The following is a 17,049-nucleotide window of genomic DNA, read 5'->3' on the forward strand; positions in this document are numbered from 1 at the left end:
CATGGCGATGAATTCGGAATTTGTCGGCTTTGATTTTAAATGATGCACCGTGTAGCCGAACATTTCTGAAATCGATTCATAGTTGCCGCGATTCCATGCGACTTCGATGGCATGACGAATGGCACGCTCTACGCGTGATGGTGTTGTATTGAATTTTTCAGCGATATCTGGGTACAAGATTTTTGTTACAGAGCTCAGTAGCTCGATATCGTAATACACCATTTGAATGGCTTCGCGTAAATAGACATAACCCTTAATATGCGCTGGTACACCAATTTCTTTAATGATAGCGGTGATTGTCGTATCTAGCTGACGCTGATCCACCTTCTGTGCACCTTTAGGCTGTAATATGCTTGTACGCTGTTGCTTTGTCGGCTCAGGTATATGCTTCGCGCATTGTAGAATTTTTTGCTCTAACTGTTCAAATTCAAAAGGCTTCAACATAAAATAGGAAGCGCCATAATTCACAGCTTGCTTCATTACATCTTCTTGTCCAAAAGCCGTCAGCATTATCACTTGCATATTCGCTAAGCGATCTGCATTATACAATGTTTCCAGTACGGCTAAGCCATCAAGATGCGGCATAATAATATCCAAGAGCAGAACATCTGGTTGTACCTCTTCTAACATTTTAATACACACTTTACCATTTTGTGCAGTCGCAATTAATTCGATATAAGAATGATTTGTGAAATATGCTTCCATCGCTTTCAACAAATCTCGATTATCATCTGCAATTGCAATTTTTACTTTTGACATCTATAAAGCCCCCTTAAATAATTAATTTCCACAGTTTCCCCTATAAATTACCCCAATTTGATTATGGAGCACCGCTTTTGAGTTTTCGACATAAGGAATGAAAATCCTTTATTATGTAGCAAAAATAAGTATGAAGCTATAGAAATTCCTTATATATTGACAAAAAGATACCTTTTTCCCCAAAATACTCATACCATCTTTTACTATTTTATCAGAAAAATTTGTAAAAGACTATACCTGAAGAGCTGGTATAGTCTTTTAGACCTTATTTTGGAGATTTTTTTAACATTTCGCCTATCGACAAAGCCGCGCCTTTTGCAGGATGTTCGACAAACATATGCGTTACCGCACCTACAAAACGGTCATTTTGGATGATGGGGCTGCCACTCATTCCTTGTAAAATGCCGCCTGTTTTGCTTAGCAATTTAGGATCTGTTACACGAAAGACGATATTTGATCCATCAATTTTATCAATGGTAATTGTAAACGCTTCAACCTTTTCTCCTTCAATGGCTGTCAGCATTTGTGCTTCACCACGTTTTATTTCCGATTCATGCATAATTTCCATCGGTTGTCGCAAACTTTGTGGTAAACCTTGTTCCCATTTGCCAAACACGCCATATACATTGTTATATAAAACACTGCCTAAGCGTTTTCGCTCTTTATTTACAATGGAAATTTTATAACCTGGCTGACCTGGTTCACTTTTTTTCACTTGCGTAATGGAAGCTAAAAAAATAGCTCCGCCAGTAAATGGAGGTGGCATTGTGAGGGCACTATCTACGATTTGATGACCAAGTGCTCCGTATTCATTCGTGGTAGGGTCAAGAAATGTAAGCGTTCCAATGCCATCTGTTTCATCTTTTAAAAAGGGCAACACATTTTGTATTTCTTCAGTTGTTAAGTTTAAAATTTTCTCTTTGTTTGCGCGTTCAATGCGTAACTCTGATGCTTTCTTGACTTCAGTAAATTGCTGTATTTGATTGATTTCCGTTCCATCAATCGCAAGTATTTTATCGCCTTGTTTCAACCATTCGCCATTTGGTAAAAGTATATCATGTGATACGTAAACAAAAGGTAATTTTAACTGAATACCAATTGATTGCCCCATAGGTATTAATTCCTTTGCGGATACATGCACAGGAATTAAAATGAAAAAAACTACTAGCAAAAGATTACGCAAATGGCACATTTTCATGTCACCTCCTTTCTCATCTTATCGATACTATGTGCGGACTTCTGGTGAGTTATGAACGGTAAATATTTGTCGTTTATCCGAACTATTTTGCATGCATATAACGCAAAAAAGCTGTCGGAAAAATGCTTGCGCAAAGATTTTCCAACAACTATTTAGGTTATTTTTTATCTTCTATTGACAATCTTTTGTGTACCAAGTCAATATTTTCTGTGCGAAAGCGTAGCGTTAGTAATAGCATGTCCTGTGCGTCAGAAAAAAACCACTGATTGAAGATTGACTTTATTGCATCGCTTGCTTTCTTGCGTCAGCAATTTCTACAAGCTCCTGTGCATGCTGCAATGTTAAATCGGTAATTTCAGCACCGCTCATCATACGGCTTACTTCCTCAATGCGCGCGCGCGCTTTAATTTCTGTTACCGTTGTAAATGTGCGGTCATGCTCGACTTGCTTTTTAATTAAATAATGCTGATCTGCCATCGCTGCAACTTGCGGTAAATGCGAAATACAAAGCACTTGTGAGTGAATAGAAATAGCTGCAATTTTCTCAGCAATTGCTTGTGCTACACGTCCACTTACACCTGTATCGACTTCATCAAAAATAATGGATGTAATGCCATTTGTTGAAGAAAAAATCGTTTTTAAGGCAAGCATCATGCGCGATAATTCACCACCAGAAGCAATTTTTGGCAATGATTTCGGCGGCTCCCCAACATTCGTTGAAATATAAAATGCGACATAATCTTTGCCATATGCATCAAATGTGTCAAGTGGCTCAAATTTAACAATAAACTTCGCCTTTTCCATATGTAATACCCGCAATTGCTCCATAATCGCTTCGCTTAATAACAACGCATGCTTTTTGCGAATTGTCGTTAATTGTTCTGCTAATTGCTGCAATTCATCTTCCATCTGACGCAAACGCTGTTCATTTTTTTGAATCGTTTCGTCATGATTCATAAGCTGCATCAACTCTTCGGAAATTTTGTCATAGTACGCTAAAATTTCCTCAACAGTCGTACCATATTTACGCTTCATCGTTTGATATTGCGCTAAACGTTGTTCAACTTCATTTAAGCGATTTGCATCAAATTCCAATTCATCTAACACATTTTTGATTTGATAGCTAGCATCCTGCAATGCATAAAAGCTCGTTGTTACAGCCTCCGCAGCCTCTTTAAATTGCTCATCTAATGAAGCAATATCATCGAGCGCTGACATCGCATTGCCGATATAATCTAAACCATGTTGCTCGGCTGAAATCGCCTCATAAGCAATGCTTGCTCGCTCAAAAATTTTATGGAAATTCATTAAACGTAGACGTTCTTCGCTTAATGCATCCTCTTCACCAAGCTTCAACGCAGCCTCTTCCAGCTCATTCATTTGGAATTGATATAAATCAATGCGCTGTGCCATTCTTTGCTCATCTAAGCTAAGCGCAGCTACTTCACGCTTTAAATTACGATATTCTTCATATTTTTCATTATATGTTGTGAAAAATGGCGAAAGCTCCTCAGATGCGAAATGATCCAATAAATGGATATGTTGCTTTTCATCCATTAACTCTTGATTTTCATGCTGGCCATGTATATCAATTAAGCTGCCACCAATTTCACGTAAAACGTTCGTTGGCACAAGCTTACCATTAATACGACAAACGCTTTTTCCGTTATCGTTAATATCACGGCGTAAAATAATCGTACCATCTTCAAATTCAATACCTGCTTCATCTAATTTAGCAAAAACTGGATGACGCTCATCCATAATATGAAACAAACCACCAAGCTCCGCTTTTCTAGCACCATGACGAATAAATTCATGTGAACCTCGACCACCTGCAAGCAAATGAACAGCATCAATAATAATCGACTTACCAGCGCCAGTTTCACCCGTTAAAACAGTTAAACCATCCGCAAAGCTTACTGTTAAGTCATCGATAATCGCAAAGTTTCGAATACTTAGCTCTCTTAACAAAAAAATTCACCTCTTACAGCATGTCTAATAGACGTTCTTTAATCATTTCTCGGTCTGCTTCTGTACGACAAATAAGCAAAATTGTATCGTCACCTGAAATTGTACCTAATAGCTCGTCCCAATCTAAATGGTCCAGTAAGGAAGCGATTGCATTTGCGTTTCCTGGTAGCGCTTTAACAACTAAAAAATGAGATGCACCATCAATGCTGACAAAGGCATCCGCTAACGCACGACGCAGTTTTTGAATTGGATTAAAACGCTGATCCGCAGGCAAGCTGTATTTATAACGCCCATCTTGCATCGGCACTTTTACTAAGTGCAGCTCCTTAATATCACGTGACACTGTCGCCTGTGTGACATTATAGCCTGCTCCTTTTAGATGCAGCACTAAATCATCCTGTGTTTCAATTTCATTATTTGTAATAATGTCACGAATTCGAATATGGCGTTGACCTTTATTCATTTTCCTCACCTCTTATGAATAATTATGTATTTGTATTAATAACACTACCACTTCATCCATAAAAGTACAAGAAAAATAGGTATAGACAAATCAAAATGTTGTAACACATTGATGCCTCTACCTATTTTCAATTTACTTCATTTTTAATTCACTATGTGCTTGCTCAACAATTTGCTCAAAATTTGTAAAAGGCTCAATTGTTTCCCCATCTCTCGGATGAACAAGATGGAATAAAAATTCAATATTGCCTTCTCCTCCTGTGATTGGTGAATAGGACGCATCTTTCACAATAAAGCCAGCAGCCGTTGCCATATTCGCTGTATTTTGCAATACTTCTAAATGAATTTCCGGCTCGCGCACAATACCTTTTTTGCCAACCTTTTCTTTACCAGCCTCAAACTGCGGCTTTACTAAAGCCATCACATCGCCACCTGGCAACAATACTGTTTTTAGTACAGGCAAAATTAAGGATAAGGAAATAAACGATACGTCAATTGTCGCAAAATCTGGCAATCCTTCTACTAAATCTTCGGGCTTCGTATAGCGGAAATTCGTTTTTTCCATAACCGTTACGCGCTCATCCGAACGAATTTTCCATGCTAATTGGTTGGAACCCACATCTAATGCATAGCAATGGCGCGCTCCATTTTGCAGTGCACAATCTGTAAAACCACCTGTTGATGAGCCGATGTCTAACATTAGTTTTCCTTCGACTGACAGCTCAAATACTTCAAGCGCCTTTTCAAGCTTTAGCCCACCTCGACTCACATATTTCAATTGTGAGCCTTTCACTTGTAGCGGTGCATCAATGGTGATTTTTTCTCCTGCTTTGTCGATACGTTCCTCATTTGAGTAAACGAGTCCTGCCATAATGGAGCGCTTTGCCTTTTCGCGCGTTTCGCAAAGCCCACGCTCCACTAATAAAATATCTACACGTTCTTTCGGTTGCTTCGTCATACAGTTCTCAAGCTTTCTTGCTGTTTTAATTGGATTAACTTTTCCAGACGATTGACAGCTTCTTCTGCTGTCACATGTATTTCCGCTAACAATTCATCTACATTGCCATGTTCAATAAATTCATCTGGTATACCGATACGGTCAATAAGTGTATTGTAGCGATGGTCAGCCGCAAATTCTAATACAGCACTACCGAAGCCACCTTGTAATACTGCTTCTTCAATCGTTAAAATCGGTTTATTATCTTGCATCAGCTCATGCAACATCGCTGTATCGAGCGGTTTAATAAAGCGTGCATTGACAACCTTCACGCTCACACCTTTTTGCTCCAACGCTTCTGCCGCTTCAAATGCCATGGCAATCGTCGTACCAAATGTTAAAATCGTTGCGTCTGTTCCCTCACGTAATACTTCCCATGTACCGATTGGAATCGCTACCATTTCCTCATCAAGCAACACACCAATTCCATTGCCACGTGGGTAACGTAGCGCAATTGGCCCATCATTATATTCAAGTGCCGTTTTCACCATATGCTGCCCTTCGTTTTCATCCTTTGGCATCATTAAGACCATATTTGGAATGTGACGTAAAAAGGCAATATCGAACACGCCTTGATGCGTTTCACCATCTGCGCCAACTAAGCCTGCTCGATCAATGCCGATAAAGACATTTAAATTTGGTCTCGCAATATCATGCAATACTTGATCATACGCACGCTGTAAAAACGTTGAATAAATTGCTAAAAACGGCTTCATTTCCTGTGTTGCAAGTCCTGCGGCCATCGTTGCAGCATGCTGCTCTGCAATCCCTACGTCAAAGAAGCGCTCTGGGAAATCGCGTTGAATACTTTCTAGTTTAGATCCAACAGGCATTGCTGGCGTAATGGCCACAATGCGTTTATCCGTTTCCATACATTTATGAACAGATTGTGCAATTAAGCTGCTCCATGCTGGACCTGTTGTTGTAGATTTAACGAAAGCACCTGTTTCCATTTTGTATGGACCTGTTCCATGCCAAGTTCCAACTGTATCATCTTCAGCAGGTTTATAGCCCTTACCTTTTTTCGTAATGACATGTACGAGTACAGGACCTTTTACTTTTTTGGCATAGTCCAATGTTTTTTCTAACGCATCAAAATCGTGTCCATCAATTGGTCCTAAATATTTAAAGCCAAGCTCCTCGAAAAAGACACCTGATACAACTAAATATTTTAAGCTATCTTTCACTTTTTCTGCTGTTTGTGCGAGCTTACCTCCGACAACAGGAATTTTATTCATTAACGACTCCAGCTCTTCCTTCGCCTTTGAATATTCCTTCGCTGTACGTAAGCGCCCTAACACGTTATGCAATGCGCCAACATTTGGTGCAATAGACATTTCATTATCGTTTAAAATAACAATCATATTCGTTTTTTCATGACCGATATGATTTAATGCCTCTAGTGCCATACCACCCGTTAACGCACCATCACCGATAATTGGAATGACATAATTTTTATCCTTTTTAATATCTCGCGCAGCAGCCATACCCATCGCAGCTGATAAAGATGTTGAGCTATGCCCTGTTTCCCATTCATCGTGCTCACTTTCAACACGTTTTGGGAAGCCGCATAAACCTTTAAATTGACGTAATGTATCAAACTCTCCAGCACGTCCTGTTAAAATTTTATGAACGTACGCTTGATGCCCCACATCCCATAAAAATTTATCCTTTGGGCTATTAAACGTCTTATGCAACGCAATCGTTAGCTCCACAACACCTAAATTCGGCCCAATATGCCCACCTGTTACAGAGCATTTTTCTATTAAAAATGAGCGAATCTCTGAAGCCAATGCTTCAAGCTGCTGCTGATTTAAATTTTTCAAAAAGGATGGATTAGTTATTTTAGTTAAATCCACCTCATCCACACACCTTTACATTTAAATATTCACCGTATTGTGATTCCTTTATTATAACAGCGTCCTCTGTCTATGTCATAAAAAACGCTGTTTTCCTACAATAACAGATTGTTCTTTTTTCTTCAAAGCTAAGTCACTTATTTATTGCGCTTAACAATATAACTCGCAAATTCGCGAAGTAGCGTGCTGTCTCCTGCTAAGCGATCCAATGCAGCAGTCGCTAATTCAAAATGCTCATTTAATTTTTCCTTGGCGCCTTCTAACGTAAGCAGCGCAGGGTATGTGCTTTTCTCACTTGCTACATCTTTCCCCGCTGTTTTACCTAGCTGCTCAGACGTTCCTTCAATATCTAAAATATCATCTTGAATTTGGAACGCTAAACCAATATGGTGTGCATAGTCAACTAACGCAGCTCTCTCTTCAGCCGTCGCACCAGCTAAAACGGCACCCGATTCGATGCTAAAGCGTAGTAATGCACCCGTCTTATTGACATGCACTTGCTCAAGCTCCTGCAAATTTAATTGGCGCTTTTCGCCATCCATATCTAGCACTTGGCCACCGACCATGCCTTCTGCACCAGCAGCGACGCTTAATAAATGAATTAATTCAATTTTCACTTCTGCTGCAATCGGCATACGCGCTAAAATGCCAAAGCTCAATGTGTTTAACGCATCCCCAGCTAATGTTGCTAGTGCTTCCCCATAAACAACATGGTTCGTCGGCTTGCCTCTGCGCAAATCATCATCATCCATACATGGTAAATCATCGTGAATAAGCGAATACGTATGAATCATTTCAACACACGCACCAACTGTATAAGCTTGTGCAACATCTGATTGAAAATAATCACAAACAGCCGCAACAAATAATGGACGAACTCTTTTTCCACCAGCTTTTAATGAATAAAGCATGGAATCTTTTAAAGCAGCAGGTGCTTGTATTTCTTCTACTAAACGAAACATTTCTTTTTCAATAGCTGGTGTATGCGTTTCGATAAATGTTGTTAATTGCATCCTTTAATTCTCTCCATTCCCCGCTTGAAACGGCTGTTTATTGCCATTTTCATCAACGATTGAAATTAGCTGCTGCTCTGCATGCTGTAATTTATCATTGCAAAACTTGGAATATTCCATCCCTTTTTTATATAGATCAATGGCTTCCTCTAAAGGCACTTCACCTTGCTCTAATTTACGAACAATATCTTCCAATTCCGTCATTGCCTGTGCAAATGTTAAATTTTCCATCCGTCATTCTCCCTTCTTGAGCGAAACGCCTGTCACCTTCGCATGAACAATTCCATCTTGATAATGTATTTCAATTGCTTCATCCATTGTTAACTGTGCTGCCTCTTTAATTACTTGCCCTTCACGATATGTCAAATTAAAGCCTTTTTCCATGATAGCTAGCGGATTTAAAGCAGCAAGCGTTCGAATCGCAGCATGCAATTTGGAATTCTCTTCATTTAAGCGCTGCTGCACTGTGCGATTTAGCTCACCATGTAATTGCGACAATTTTTGTTGTTCCATTTGTAACGCTCTTTGTGGGGAGAAAAGCTGCATTTTAGTAAATGTTTTCTCCGCTTCATTGCGTTTTTTCAGCATATAAACATTCATCGCTTGCTGGAGCTTCATATCATTATGCGTCAAACGCTCAATAAAAGGGCGATACAATTTTTCAGGCGTTGCTAACGGGTATGATTGTTGATATTTCTGTAGACGATTTCTTTCAAAGCGAAGTTGCGCTGTAACCACCTGTTGGAGCCTTGCTGCATTCGCTACAATACGCTCCTTTAGCTCATGCTGATTTGGTACAGCTAGCTCAGCTGCGGCTGTTGGTGTCGGTGCTCGTAAATCAGCAACAAAATCGGCAATTGTCGTATCCGTTTCATGGCCAACAGCACTAATAATCGGAATACGGCTTTCAAAAATGGCACGCGCCACAACCTCTTCATTAAATGCCCATAAATCTTCAATTGAGCCACCACCACGCCCAACAATTAAAACATCACACTGCGCTTGCTGATTCGCTAATTGAATATTTTTCGCAATATTTGCCGCAGCGCCTGCGCCTTGTACAAGCGTTGGATAAATGCATATTTCCGCCTGCGGGTAGCGGCGTCCTAACGTCGTACAAATATCGCGAATCGCCGCTCCTGTTGTCGCTGTCACAACACCAATCGCTTTTGGGTAAGATGGTAACGCTTGCTTAAAATTTGGATTAAATAAGCCTTCTTTTTGTAAAGCTTCCTTTAGTTGCTGGAATGCGACAAATAGTCCACCAACACCATCTGGCTCCATCGTTTGTACATAAAGCTGATAAATACCTGCTGTTTCGTAAACATTGACATCGCCACGAATATAAACCATCATACCTTCCTCTGGTTTAAACGCCAGCTTTGATGCCGCAGCGCGAAACATCGTTGCCTGAATACGAGCTGCATCATCTTTTAATGTAAAATAAATATGACCAGAACTATGCATTTTCACATTAGACAGCTCACCTTTTACGTATACTTCACGCAAATGAGGGTCAGCGTCAAATTTTCTTTTAATATATTTCGTCAATGCTTTGACAGTTAAATAAGAAGAGTTGCTCAAACTACATCTCCCCTTTCTTATTTATTTACCTTGTACAGTTTAACTCGAAACATGCCAAAAAAATAGTATGCTAGGCAAATTGTTAGCATACTATTTTTATTTTTTACTAATTAACTGTTTTTGCTGCTGCTTGTACGGTGTTTGCTAATAGCATTGTAATGGTCATTGGACCAACGCCACCTGGTACTGGCGTAATGTGTGAAGCGATGCCATCCACTGCCGCGAAATCAACATCCCCACATAAATGATTGTCCTCATCACGATTAATGCCCACATCGATGACAACTGCGCCTTCTTTGACATGCGCTGCTGTAATAAAGTTTGCACGACCTACGGCTGCGATTAAAATATCTGCCTGCTTTGTGAACGATGGTAAATTGGGTGTTTTTGAATGTGTATAGGTAACAGTTGCATCTTTTTGTAATAAGAGCTGCCCCATTGGTTTTCCCACAATATGGCTGCGTCCAACGATGACCGCATGCTTCCCTGCAATTTCAATGCCGCTATGCTCTAATAATTTCATAACGCCATAAGGTGTGCATGGCAAATAAGTTTCTTGCCCAAGCATCATTTTCCCTACGCTAATCGGCGCAAAGCCATCCACATCTTTGTCAGGAGAAATTGTCGCAATAACTGAATCTTCATTGATATGCTTTGGCAACGGTAGCTGCACAAGAATACCATGAATATCCTCACGTTCGTTTAATGCACGAATATGCTCAAGTAATTGTTGTTCCGAAATAGTTTCTGGTAAAGCGATCAACTCTGAATACATACCAATTGCTTCACAAGATTTTTGCTTGTTCGCTACATATGTTTTGGATGCAGGATTATCTCCTACTAATACAACGGCTAAACCAGGTGTTACACCTTTTGCTTTTAGTTCGTCCACTTGTTTTGCCACAGAGCCTCGAATTTCTTGACCGATTTCTTTTCCATTAATAATTGCACTTGACATACTACAATTCCTCCCAATTCACTATGCTTGTTCTATTTTGACGCCTCATTGTTTTCATCTAATAGTAAACATGATTATCTGTTATTGCTCGGTAAATTTTGAAAGCACACCGTTCACAAATTTGCTTGATTTTTCATCCCCAAATACTTTACACAGCTCAATCGCTTCATTTAGTACAACACGATTCGGTGTTTCGGGCATAAATAGCAATTCATAAACAGCTAAACGTAATACTGTTCGTTCAATTTTAGGTAGACGATTTAATGTCCAATTTTCTAATTTGTCACTAAGCGTTGCATCGATTTTTTCCTTTTGTTCAACTGTACCTCGAACGATTTGCTCCAAAAAAGCATCTGATGGCTGCTCCTCTAAAACATGTTCTATCGCTTGCTCAACTGGTAAATCTGTACTATCTAACTGAAATAGCACTTGCAAAGCCTTTTGACGTGCATCATGTCGCTTCATGCATAAAAAACTCCTTCATTATTCAATTACACCTCTCTATTTAAAGAGGTTTTCCTTTAATTTAATAAGCATTCACTAAACTAAAGAATTTGTAAGACACTCAAGATAATATCACGTCTTATCATAGCATAATTTCCCTGTCATAACACAGTTTGTTGCAAATTTTAAAAATTAAAACGCTTTCATTTTATCTAACGTATTTCAATGTTGTTAATGTTTGGCTTTCTTTGCTAAAATAGTATTAGCAAGAAGGAGGCACATCATGTCATATACTATTTTTCTACTATTATTTGCAATCGTTTTAGGAATACTCGGAGGAATTTTTAATTTGCCATTTTGGCTAATTATCGTAGCTATTTTAGGATTAAGCCTTATTCGAATTGGCTATATCTTTTATATTGTTCGACTTTCTCAAAACATCGAAACGATACATACGTTTTTAGAAAAAAATAAAGCGCAACCTGTTTACCGTTATTTGCTGACAGTTAGTAGCGGCTCTATGTTAGAGCAAAGAAAGGCTATCGATACCATTTTAGAAAAAAATAAATCGCAGGTGATGCAGGCAACTTATAAAATGAATCGGGCACTGTTAGTAAAGGATTATACGCTTGCGATGCAAGAAATCCAACCAATCGCCGAAAAACCTTTAGGGCAATATTGCATCGCCATGATTTACGCTTTACAGGGCGAGCATCAGCAGGCTGCACAAATAGCATTACAGCAACCGTGGCAGCATGCGACAGTCGAGGCAATTATCGCCTATAATGAAAAGTCTCCACAGTATGAAGAGAAAAAGCAACAAGCTATCAACTTAGCACGTGGCATTCAACGCTATATGAATCTTTATTTTTTCAAAGACTTGGAAAACATGCCCTCTGATTAATCGGGGACATGTTTTTTTATGGGCGATTTAAATAAATCGGGCGAATTTGCCTACTAATTGGGCGAATCATTACTTTTGTCCTGCGCAAGCAATTCATCTGCAATCATCAACAACTTTTCTAAAGGAACTTTATCTTCTGTTACTTTTATTTGACTAATCGTGATAAACAGATTGTTATGCATAAACAATAGCGAAAAACCTTCGTATAATATTGTTCTAGTAACTGTTCTTTCCTATCCGTTTCATCCACTTCTCCTTGATACATGATTATTTTCAATACATACCCTCCCACCTTTCTACTAAATAAGACAATTAACTGGCATGGAATGTGACATAAAAAGTGAAAACAAGTGCTTTTTCTTTACGTATGACCTGTCCTTTTTGCGAATATACTAATAATAGGTAAAGGAGGATTGCCATTTATGTTATTGCTCTTTTTAATTAACCATTGGGCATTTTTTATTTTAGTCATGATTTTAATGATTCTTGGAGGACTTTTCAGCTTTCTACTTCCACGTGTTCCATCGATTATTTTCCTAGTGTTTTTTGCAGCAATTAGCTTTGGCTACACACGACTCTTTGACGCAGCCTACTTCACAATACCAATTCTTCTGATTACCTGCATTTTTACCGCCATTCCGATTGTACTCGTTAAATATACATTGTATTTACAGCAAATAGGGGAACGCTTAGAAGCTTCTTCATAACTTTATATCAAATCATTTGATTTTATGGTATAGTTTTGAAAACAATTAAGGGCGATACATTTTGTTTTCATTCACAGTAGATAAAGAAATTTCAATTGAAGGCATCAAAAGAAATGGACAATGGCTCTATGACCATTATGAGGATATCGTTACCTATAGCCTATTAGCAAAGGATTGGCAAAAGCTCGTCAAATGACGGGCTTTTTTCTTTGTCACAAAACCGCCACAAAAATAACTTAATTTTCTGATTATTTTGTTGACCTTTCAAATCTGTTGTAATACAATACGATTATCAAATAAAAAATATATAACAGTTACTGTTTAGGAGGAATATAAAATGTTAGAAAACGTAGTGGAATTTTTCAAAAACTTACCTGAGAAAACTTGTGTGCAATGTGGTAAAAAGCTAGAAGAGCAAAGCGAATGCTATAGCCATAGCTGTGAGCATTGTAATAATCATTAATCACCAAAAGCTGTCGGCCATTCAACCGACAGCTTTTTTCAATTCATTTGCATTCTTCTTTTAAACATTAAAATTGCCACAACGAATAGCAAGGCTCCGTAGCCTAACACCCAAGTTAAATGAACAAATAATTCGCTCCCACTGTCATTGATAATCGCCTTTCCGATATCTACCGCATGAACAAAGGGTAATTTATAAGCAATTGCTTGAAAAGTATCCCCTACTAACTCAAGACTAAACCATGTGCCAGATAGCCATGCAACTACATTTGTCAGCAAGCCACCGCAAATACCTGCGACTGCCTTTTCATTGAATAGACTCCCACACAATAAACCGATGCCAATAAATATGATGGAAATAGGCAAGAGCATAAACCATGCTATGATTATTTCTGTAGATGCCTTCATCCCAAGCAATATCGCCACACCATAACAAATGCTTCCTTGTGCAAGTGCCATAGGAATTAATGGTAGCGTGTAACCAATAATATAATCAGCTGCTGTCATCGGCGTTGTAAAGAGGCGTGCTAGCATGGAGCTTGCTCGATCATTAGCGATTAATTGTGCGGAAAAAAGCGACATAAAGGATAGGCTGAACACTGCAATCCCCGGTGTTAATTGCTCAATTTGAAATAAATCATTCGGTACATTTTTGCCGATAGCGGTTAGTAATAATAAAATAATAACAGGTAAACCGATACCAAAAATTAAGGTTAGTGGATCACGTAAAATTTCCTTTGCTGTACGACTTGCAAATACAAGTGCTTTCATCCAATCTCACCTCCTACAATGTTAACAAAGGCATCCTCAAAGCGCTGCGTTCCTGTTCGCTGCATTAATTCCTCGGCCGTTCCTAGCGCCTCTATATGACCAGCTTTCATAATGCAAATATGGTGTGCTAAAGCTTCCGCCTCCTCCAAATAATGTGTCGTTAAAATCAAGGTCACCTTGCCTTTTAAATGTTGAATAACTGTCCAAAGCTCACGCCTCGCTAAAATATCTAAGCCTAATGTCGGTTCATCGAGAAATAAAATTTCTGGTTCACTAATTAATGCCATTGCAATGCTTAATCTGCGTTTCCAACCACCTGACAATGTTTTGCTGCGCTGTTTTTCTACAGGGCGAAGCGAAAATAATGTCAGCATCTCCTCCACTTTGCGCTCTGCTACCTTTTTATGAAAACCATGAACACCTGCCATCAGTCGTAAATTTTCACGTACAGATAAATTTGGTGCAATCGCTGTTTCTTGTGGCGAAACGGCGATGCGTTCCTTGACCTTTTGCTTTGCAGATAAAATGCTATTTCCTAATAAAAAGGCATCACCCTCTGTTGGCTTTATTAAGCATGACAACATATTAATTAATGTCGTTTTACCAGCACCATTCACACCGAGTAGAGCAAAAATCTCCCCTTGCTGAATCGTTAACGATAGTGGATGAACCGCTATTTTTGCACCGTATGCTTTGCCCAATCCTTGTACATCAATTGCGACTGTCATTCTTTATCCTCCTCATTAATCCGAAGTGCTTCCTTGAAAAATTTTTGCGTGTAGCTTTCTGGAACAATCGCTAATCCGCGGTCCTCATCTCCCAGAATAATGAGCGAATCACCTACTTCAATTTTAAATAAATCCCTTGCTTTTTTTGGAATAACAATTTGCCCTCTTTCCCCAACGATCGCAACACCAAACAAATGCTTTCCTTTTGGTGCAATGCCTAACCCAATCTCATCTTGATGATTCACTAAATCATCAAGTGTCACATCGTATAATTTGGCTAGTGCCATACAGCTTGCCATATCAGGTATCGACTCCCCTTTTTCCCATTTCGCCACAGCTTGACGCGATACATTGATTTTTTCTGCTACTTCTTCCTGTGTATATTGATGTTTCTTTCTCAATTGCTTCAAATTCATACTTATCATACTTTTCACCCCTTTATGTTTATTATTTCTGATGATGACAATACCGTCTACCAACTGAACATAACATGAATGTTAAGATGAGTTGCTTTCTTATTTTTTCATTTGCATTCTTCTCTTAAATAGTAAAATTGCCACAACTACTGAAGTAAATTGATTACTAAATGATCAAGTAATCCCACTGCTTGAGGCCGCAATCTTGAAGTAGGTAGATTTTTTCAATAAATTGGTAATTCAGTATACATTACATGGCAAGAAATTGTGAAACAATAACTCAAAAATTTTTGTGGTGACAGCCTGCTGACAAAAAAATTTGATGGTTCCTGCTATGTAGGGCGAAACTTAGAAACGGACGGGTTATGAACATGCTCCTTTTCTTAGTTGAACTGCCGAATTTACAGTGGTGATGAAACCAACAAAATTCTCATAATAAAAAGGAAAGCTCTGTTTTCCTTCCAGATTTTCATTGCATTTGTCTATATTTTTATTTTGTTATAATTCAATTGCAATATGAATTAATCTTAGAAAAAGATGATAATAATTTATGTTGATGTTCATTCTCATACGAATACCTAACAATAATATAATTTTTATTTGTTAGATGTTTTCATAGTAAAAGAATTAATAATTTTTTGTTTAAAACCCAGTTATTATGTGTCTTTATTTGTCTTCATTTGTCGAAACCCTTGATTATAATTCACATCTATATAACAATTATATACAAATAAGGAATAATAAGTTTGATTCTAATGAAAAAATATAAATCTTATGTTAGTATTGCTTTAGTAAGTACGTTACTTATATCACCTTTTGGAAATGTTATTCATGCTCAAAAAATGGAGGAAAATTCATACGAGCAACGCGCAATGTCTGATGTATCTAATTTTCAAATTGAAGATGAAAAATACGGAACTTTAGATATAAAGACTGTTAATAACGAAGAAAATGTTATTACGGAAATTTATAATGGAAGTGAATTCATATCTAGGACAATTCTTCATAAAATAGATGGCAAGATTGAGGAATTTGATAATTTAGGCAATAAGCAAATTTCTAATATTGATGATTATGTTAAAATTACTGATACAGAAGATATTGAAAGTCCAGAAACAGAATTAGATGATAATAACCCATTAACGTAAGGCATGACTTATGCTTATTCAATTCCTGCGGGTTATAGCTTCCATAAAAGTGAATACAGCTCCGCTTGGAAATCCACTGGAAATTTGTACAAAAAAACAACTATTTCATATGGTAAAGAACATATATTTGAATTTTCAAAAGGAACTAAAGTATCAACAGCTATTACTATTCTTACAACAATCGGTAACTTCAATGTAGTAGCAACACTTATATCTCTAGGGATAACAATAATTGGTGCAACAATTGATATGTATGCTACAGGAAAATATAAAGTTAGATATACAAAAGATGATATTGTAGTTGTTTGTAAAAATGAACTAGGTTTAAGTACATATCAAACACAAGTGGATGCATATGTTTATAGTTCTACAACTGGAAAATTATCTATAGATAGAATAAGAGTAGATGGTGATACTCGTTCACATTCTGATATGATTCATGCAGGGATTTATAACGTAATGATTTTCAATAATTAATTATGAAGTAGGTGAAGAACTATTAATTTTAAAACAATTATTTTAATTATTATTGTGATTATTTGTGTAGGGTATTTTGCTTCAGAGAAATATAATGCATTTCAGCCAAAATCGAGCATTGATTTAATAAGAAAATTAGATAATATTAGTATCGAAGATTATCATAAATATGCTATAGACTTGACTGAAGA

21 protein-coding genes are annotated in these 17,049 nt (G+C 37.8%); 6 read left to right on the forward strand and 15 right to left on the reverse strand.

From position 1 onward, the window contains the following. From spo0A to nusB, 11 genes are all read right to left on the reverse strand, one after another. On the reverse strand, positions 1-759 hold a 759-nt coding region (gene spo0A, locus C9J34_RS15880; RefSeq protein WP_107841163.1), incomplete at its 3' end, for a sporulation transcription factor Spo0A. Between the two features lie 265 nt (positions 760-1,024). Beyond that, entirely contained in the window at positions 1,025-1,957 is a 933-nt protein-coding gene (locus C9J34_RS15885) for a SpoIVB peptidase S55 domain-containing protein (RefSeq protein WP_107841164.1), read from the reverse strand. Between the two features lie 279 nt (positions 1,958-2,236). Beyond that, entirely contained in the window at positions 2,237-3,928 is a 1,692-nt protein-coding gene (gene recN / locus C9J34_RS15890) for a DNA repair protein RecN (protein WP_107841165.1), read from the reverse strand. A 13-nt stretch (positions 3,929-3,941) separates the two neighbouring features. Then, positions 3,942-4,391, reverse strand: a complete 450-nt coding sequence (ahrC, locus tag C9J34_RS15895; RefSeq protein ID WP_107841166.1) for a transcriptional regulator AhrC/ArgR — start codon at positions 4,389-4,391, stop codon at positions 3,942-3,944. Positions 4,392-4,523: 132 nt separating this feature from the next. Then, positions 4,524-5,348 carry a TlyA family RNA methyltransferase gene (locus C9J34_RS15900; protein WP_107841167.1) on the reverse strand — a complete coding sequence of 275 codons (825 nt, stop codon included), beginning with the start codon at positions 5,346-5,348 and terminating at the stop codon, positions 4,524-4,526. Continuing rightward, a complete protein-coding gene (gene dxs, locus C9J34_RS15905; protein ID WP_107841168.1) occupies positions 5,345-7,246 on the reverse strand; it encodes a 1-deoxy-D-xylulose-5-phosphate synthase in 1,902 nt (633 codons plus the stop codon). Before dxs ends, C9J34_RS15900 begins: the two co-directional genes overlap by 4 nt. Before the next feature lie 137 nt (positions 7,247-7,383). Next, complete coding sequence (locus tag C9J34_RS15910; RefSeq protein ID WP_107841169.1) at positions 7,384-8,259, reverse strand: polyprenyl synthetase family protein; 876 nt, start codon at positions 8,257-8,259, stop codon at positions 7,384-7,386. A 3-nt stretch (positions 8,260-8,262) separates the two neighbouring features. Beyond that, positions 8,263-8,490, reverse strand: a complete 228-nt coding sequence (xseB, locus tag C9J34_RS15915) for an exodeoxyribonuclease VII small subunit (RefSeq protein WP_107841170.1) — start codon at positions 8,488-8,490, stop codon at positions 8,263-8,265. Positions 8,491-8,493: 3 nt separating this feature from the next. Beyond that, positions 8,494-9,843, reverse strand: coding sequence for an exodeoxyribonuclease VII large subunit (gene xseA / locus C9J34_RS15920; RefSeq protein WP_107841171.1), 1,350 nt, complete (start codon positions 9,841-9,843; stop codon positions 8,494-8,496). 106 nt (positions 9,844-9,949) lie between these two features. Continuing rightward, the gene (gene folD / locus C9J34_RS15925; RefSeq protein WP_107841172.1) at positions 9,950-10,801 is read right to left on the reverse strand and encodes a bifunctional methylenetetrahydrofolate dehydrogenase/methenyltetrahydrofolate cyclohydrolase FolD; all 852 of its coding nucleotides are present in this window, start codon (positions 10,799-10,801) and stop codon (positions 9,950-9,952) included. 81 nt (positions 10,802-10,882) lie between these two features. Beyond that, the gene (gene nusB, locus C9J34_RS15930; protein ID WP_107841173.1) at positions 10,883-11,266 is read right to left on the reverse strand and encodes a transcription antitermination factor NusB; all 384 of its coding nucleotides are present in this window, start codon (positions 11,264-11,266) and stop codon (positions 10,883-10,885) included. A 262-nt stretch (positions 11,267-11,528) separates the two neighbouring features. On the opposite strand from nusB, the gene C9J34_RS15935 reads away from it, so the two are divergent. Next, on the forward strand, positions 11,529-12,149 hold the full coding sequence (locus C9J34_RS15935; protein WP_107841174.1) for a hypothetical protein: 621 nt from the start codon (positions 11,529-11,531) through the stop codon (positions 12,147-12,149). Positions 12,150-12,202: 53 nt separating this feature from the next. Here the strand turns inward: C9J34_RS15935 and C9J34_RS22655 are convergent, their stop codons facing one another. After that, the gene (locus C9J34_RS22655; RefSeq protein ID WP_274523367.1) at positions 12,203-12,337 is read right to left on the reverse strand and encodes a hypothetical protein; all 135 of its coding nucleotides are present in this window, start codon (positions 12,335-12,337) and stop codon (positions 12,203-12,205) included. A 234-nt stretch (positions 12,338-12,571) separates the two neighbouring features. On the opposite strand from C9J34_RS22655, the gene C9J34_RS15940 reads away from it, so the two are divergent. The 3 genes from C9J34_RS15940 to yhfH all read left to right on the forward strand — a co-directional run bounded on the left by C9J34_RS15940 (position 12,572) and on the right by yhfH (position 13,319). Continuing rightward, positions 12,572-12,856 (forward strand): hypothetical protein, encoded by a 285-nt coding sequence (locus tag C9J34_RS15940; RefSeq protein ID WP_107841175.1) that lies wholly within the window; start codon positions 12,572-12,574, stop codon positions 12,854-12,856. Between the two features lie 61 nt (positions 12,857-12,917). Next, a complete protein-coding gene (locus tag C9J34_RS22660; RefSeq protein ID WP_274523368.1) occupies positions 12,918-13,052 on the forward strand; it encodes a hypothetical protein in 135 nt (44 codons plus the stop codon). Between the two features lie 141 nt (positions 13,053-13,193). Continuing rightward, positions 13,194-13,319 (forward strand): protein YhfH, encoded by a 126-nt coding sequence (yhfH, locus tag C9J34_RS15950; RefSeq protein ID WP_107841176.1) that lies wholly within the window; start codon positions 13,194-13,196, stop codon positions 13,317-13,319. 38 nt (positions 13,320-13,357) lie between these two features. Here yhfH and C9J34_RS15955 read toward each other — a convergent pair whose 3' ends face one another. The 3 genes from C9J34_RS15955 to C9J34_RS15965 are packed head-to-tail and all read right to left on the reverse strand — an operon-like array spanning position 13,358 to position 15,242. Beyond that, complete coding sequence (locus C9J34_RS15955; RefSeq protein ID WP_107841177.1) at positions 13,358-14,089, reverse strand: ABC transporter permease; 732 nt, start codon at positions 14,087-14,089, stop codon at positions 13,358-13,360. Beyond that, positions 14,086-14,817 (reverse strand): ABC transporter ATP-binding protein, encoded by a 732-nt coding sequence (locus C9J34_RS15960; RefSeq protein WP_107841178.1) that lies wholly within the window; start codon positions 14,815-14,817, stop codon positions 14,086-14,088. The genes C9J34_RS15955 and C9J34_RS15960 overlap by 4 nt, the downstream gene beginning before the upstream one ends. After that, positions 14,814-15,242, reverse strand: coding sequence for a helix-turn-helix domain-containing protein (locus tag C9J34_RS15965; protein WP_107841179.1), 429 nt, complete (start codon positions 15,240-15,242; stop codon positions 14,814-14,816). Before C9J34_RS15965 ends, C9J34_RS15960 begins: the two co-directional genes overlap by 4 nt. A 746-nt stretch (positions 15,243-15,988) precedes the next feature. On the opposite strand from C9J34_RS15965, the gene C9J34_RS15970 reads away from it, so the two are divergent. Together C9J34_RS15970 and C9J34_RS15975 are read left to right on the forward strand one after the other, a co-directional pair. After that, positions 15,989-16,381, forward strand: a complete 393-nt coding sequence (locus C9J34_RS15970; RefSeq protein WP_153062642.1) for a hypothetical protein — start codon at positions 15,989-15,991, stop codon at positions 16,379-16,381. A 3-nt stretch (positions 16,382-16,384) separates the two neighbouring features. Beyond that, complete coding sequence (locus C9J34_RS15975; protein ID WP_153062643.1) at positions 16,385-16,858, forward strand: hypothetical protein; 474 nt, start codon at positions 16,385-16,387, stop codon at positions 16,856-16,858. Positions 16,859-17,049 lie beyond the last annotated feature (191 nt).

The sequence above is a fragment of the Metasolibacillus meyeri genome, assembly GCF_003049505.1.
Taxonomy (GTDB): domain Bacteria; phylum Bacillota; class Bacilli; order Bacillales_A; family Planococcaceae; genus Metasolibacillus; species Metasolibacillus meyeri.

Coding starts and splice junctions, on each gene's coding strand:
- C9J34_RS15975 (WP_153062643.1), top strand. CDS start 16,385: ATGACTTATGCTTATTCAATTCCTGCGGGTTATAGCTTCCATAAAAGT.
- ahrC (WP_107841166.1), bottom strand. CDS start 4,391: ATGAATAAAGGTCAACGCCATATTCGAATTCGTGACATTATTACAAAT.
- C9J34_RS15965 (WP_107841179.1), bottom strand. CDS start 15,242: ATGATAAGTATGAATTTGAAGCAATTGAGAAAGAAACATCAATATACA.
- C9J34_RS15955 (WP_107841177.1), bottom strand. CDS start 14,089: ATGAAAGCACTTGTATTTGCAAGTCGTACAGCAAAGGAAATTTTACGT.
- C9J34_RS15960 (WP_107841178.1), bottom strand. CDS start 14,817: ATGACAGTCGCAATTGATGTACAAGGATTGGGCAAAGCATACGGTGCA.
- C9J34_RS15900 (WP_107841167.1), bottom strand. CDS start 5,348: ATGACGAAGCAACCGAAAGAACGTGTAGATATTTTATTAGTGGAGCGT.
- nusB (WP_107841173.1), bottom strand. CDS start 11,266: ATGAAGCGACATGATGCACGTCAAAAGGCTTTGCAAGTGCTATTTCAG.
- C9J34_RS15970 (WP_153062642.1), top strand. CDS start 15,989: ATGAAAAAATATAAATCTTATGTTAGTATTGCTTTAGTAAGTACGTTA.
- C9J34_RS15935 (WP_107841174.1), top strand. CDS start 11,529: ATGTCATATACTATTTTTCTACTATTATTTGCAATCGTTTTAGGAATA.
- C9J34_RS15910 (WP_107841169.1), bottom strand. CDS start 8,259: ATGCAATTAACAACATTTATCGAAACGCATACACCAGCTATTGAAAAA.
- C9J34_RS15940 (WP_107841175.1), top strand. CDS start 12,572: ATGTTATTGCTCTTTTTAATTAACCATTGGGCATTTTTTATTTTAGTC.
- xseB (WP_107841170.1), bottom strand. CDS start 8,490: ATGGAAAATTTAACATTTGCACAGGCAATGACGGAATTGGAAGATATT.
- yhfH (WP_107841176.1), top strand. CDS start 13,194: ATGTTAGAAAACGTAGTGGAATTTTTCAAAAACTTACCTGAGAAAACT.
- C9J34_RS15885 (WP_107841164.1), bottom strand. CDS start 1,957: ATGAAAATGTGCCATTTGCGTAATCTTTTGCTAGTAGTTTTTTTCATT.
- folD (WP_107841172.1), bottom strand. CDS start 10,801: ATGTCAAGTGCAATTATTAATGGAAAAGAAATCGGTCAAGAAATTCGA.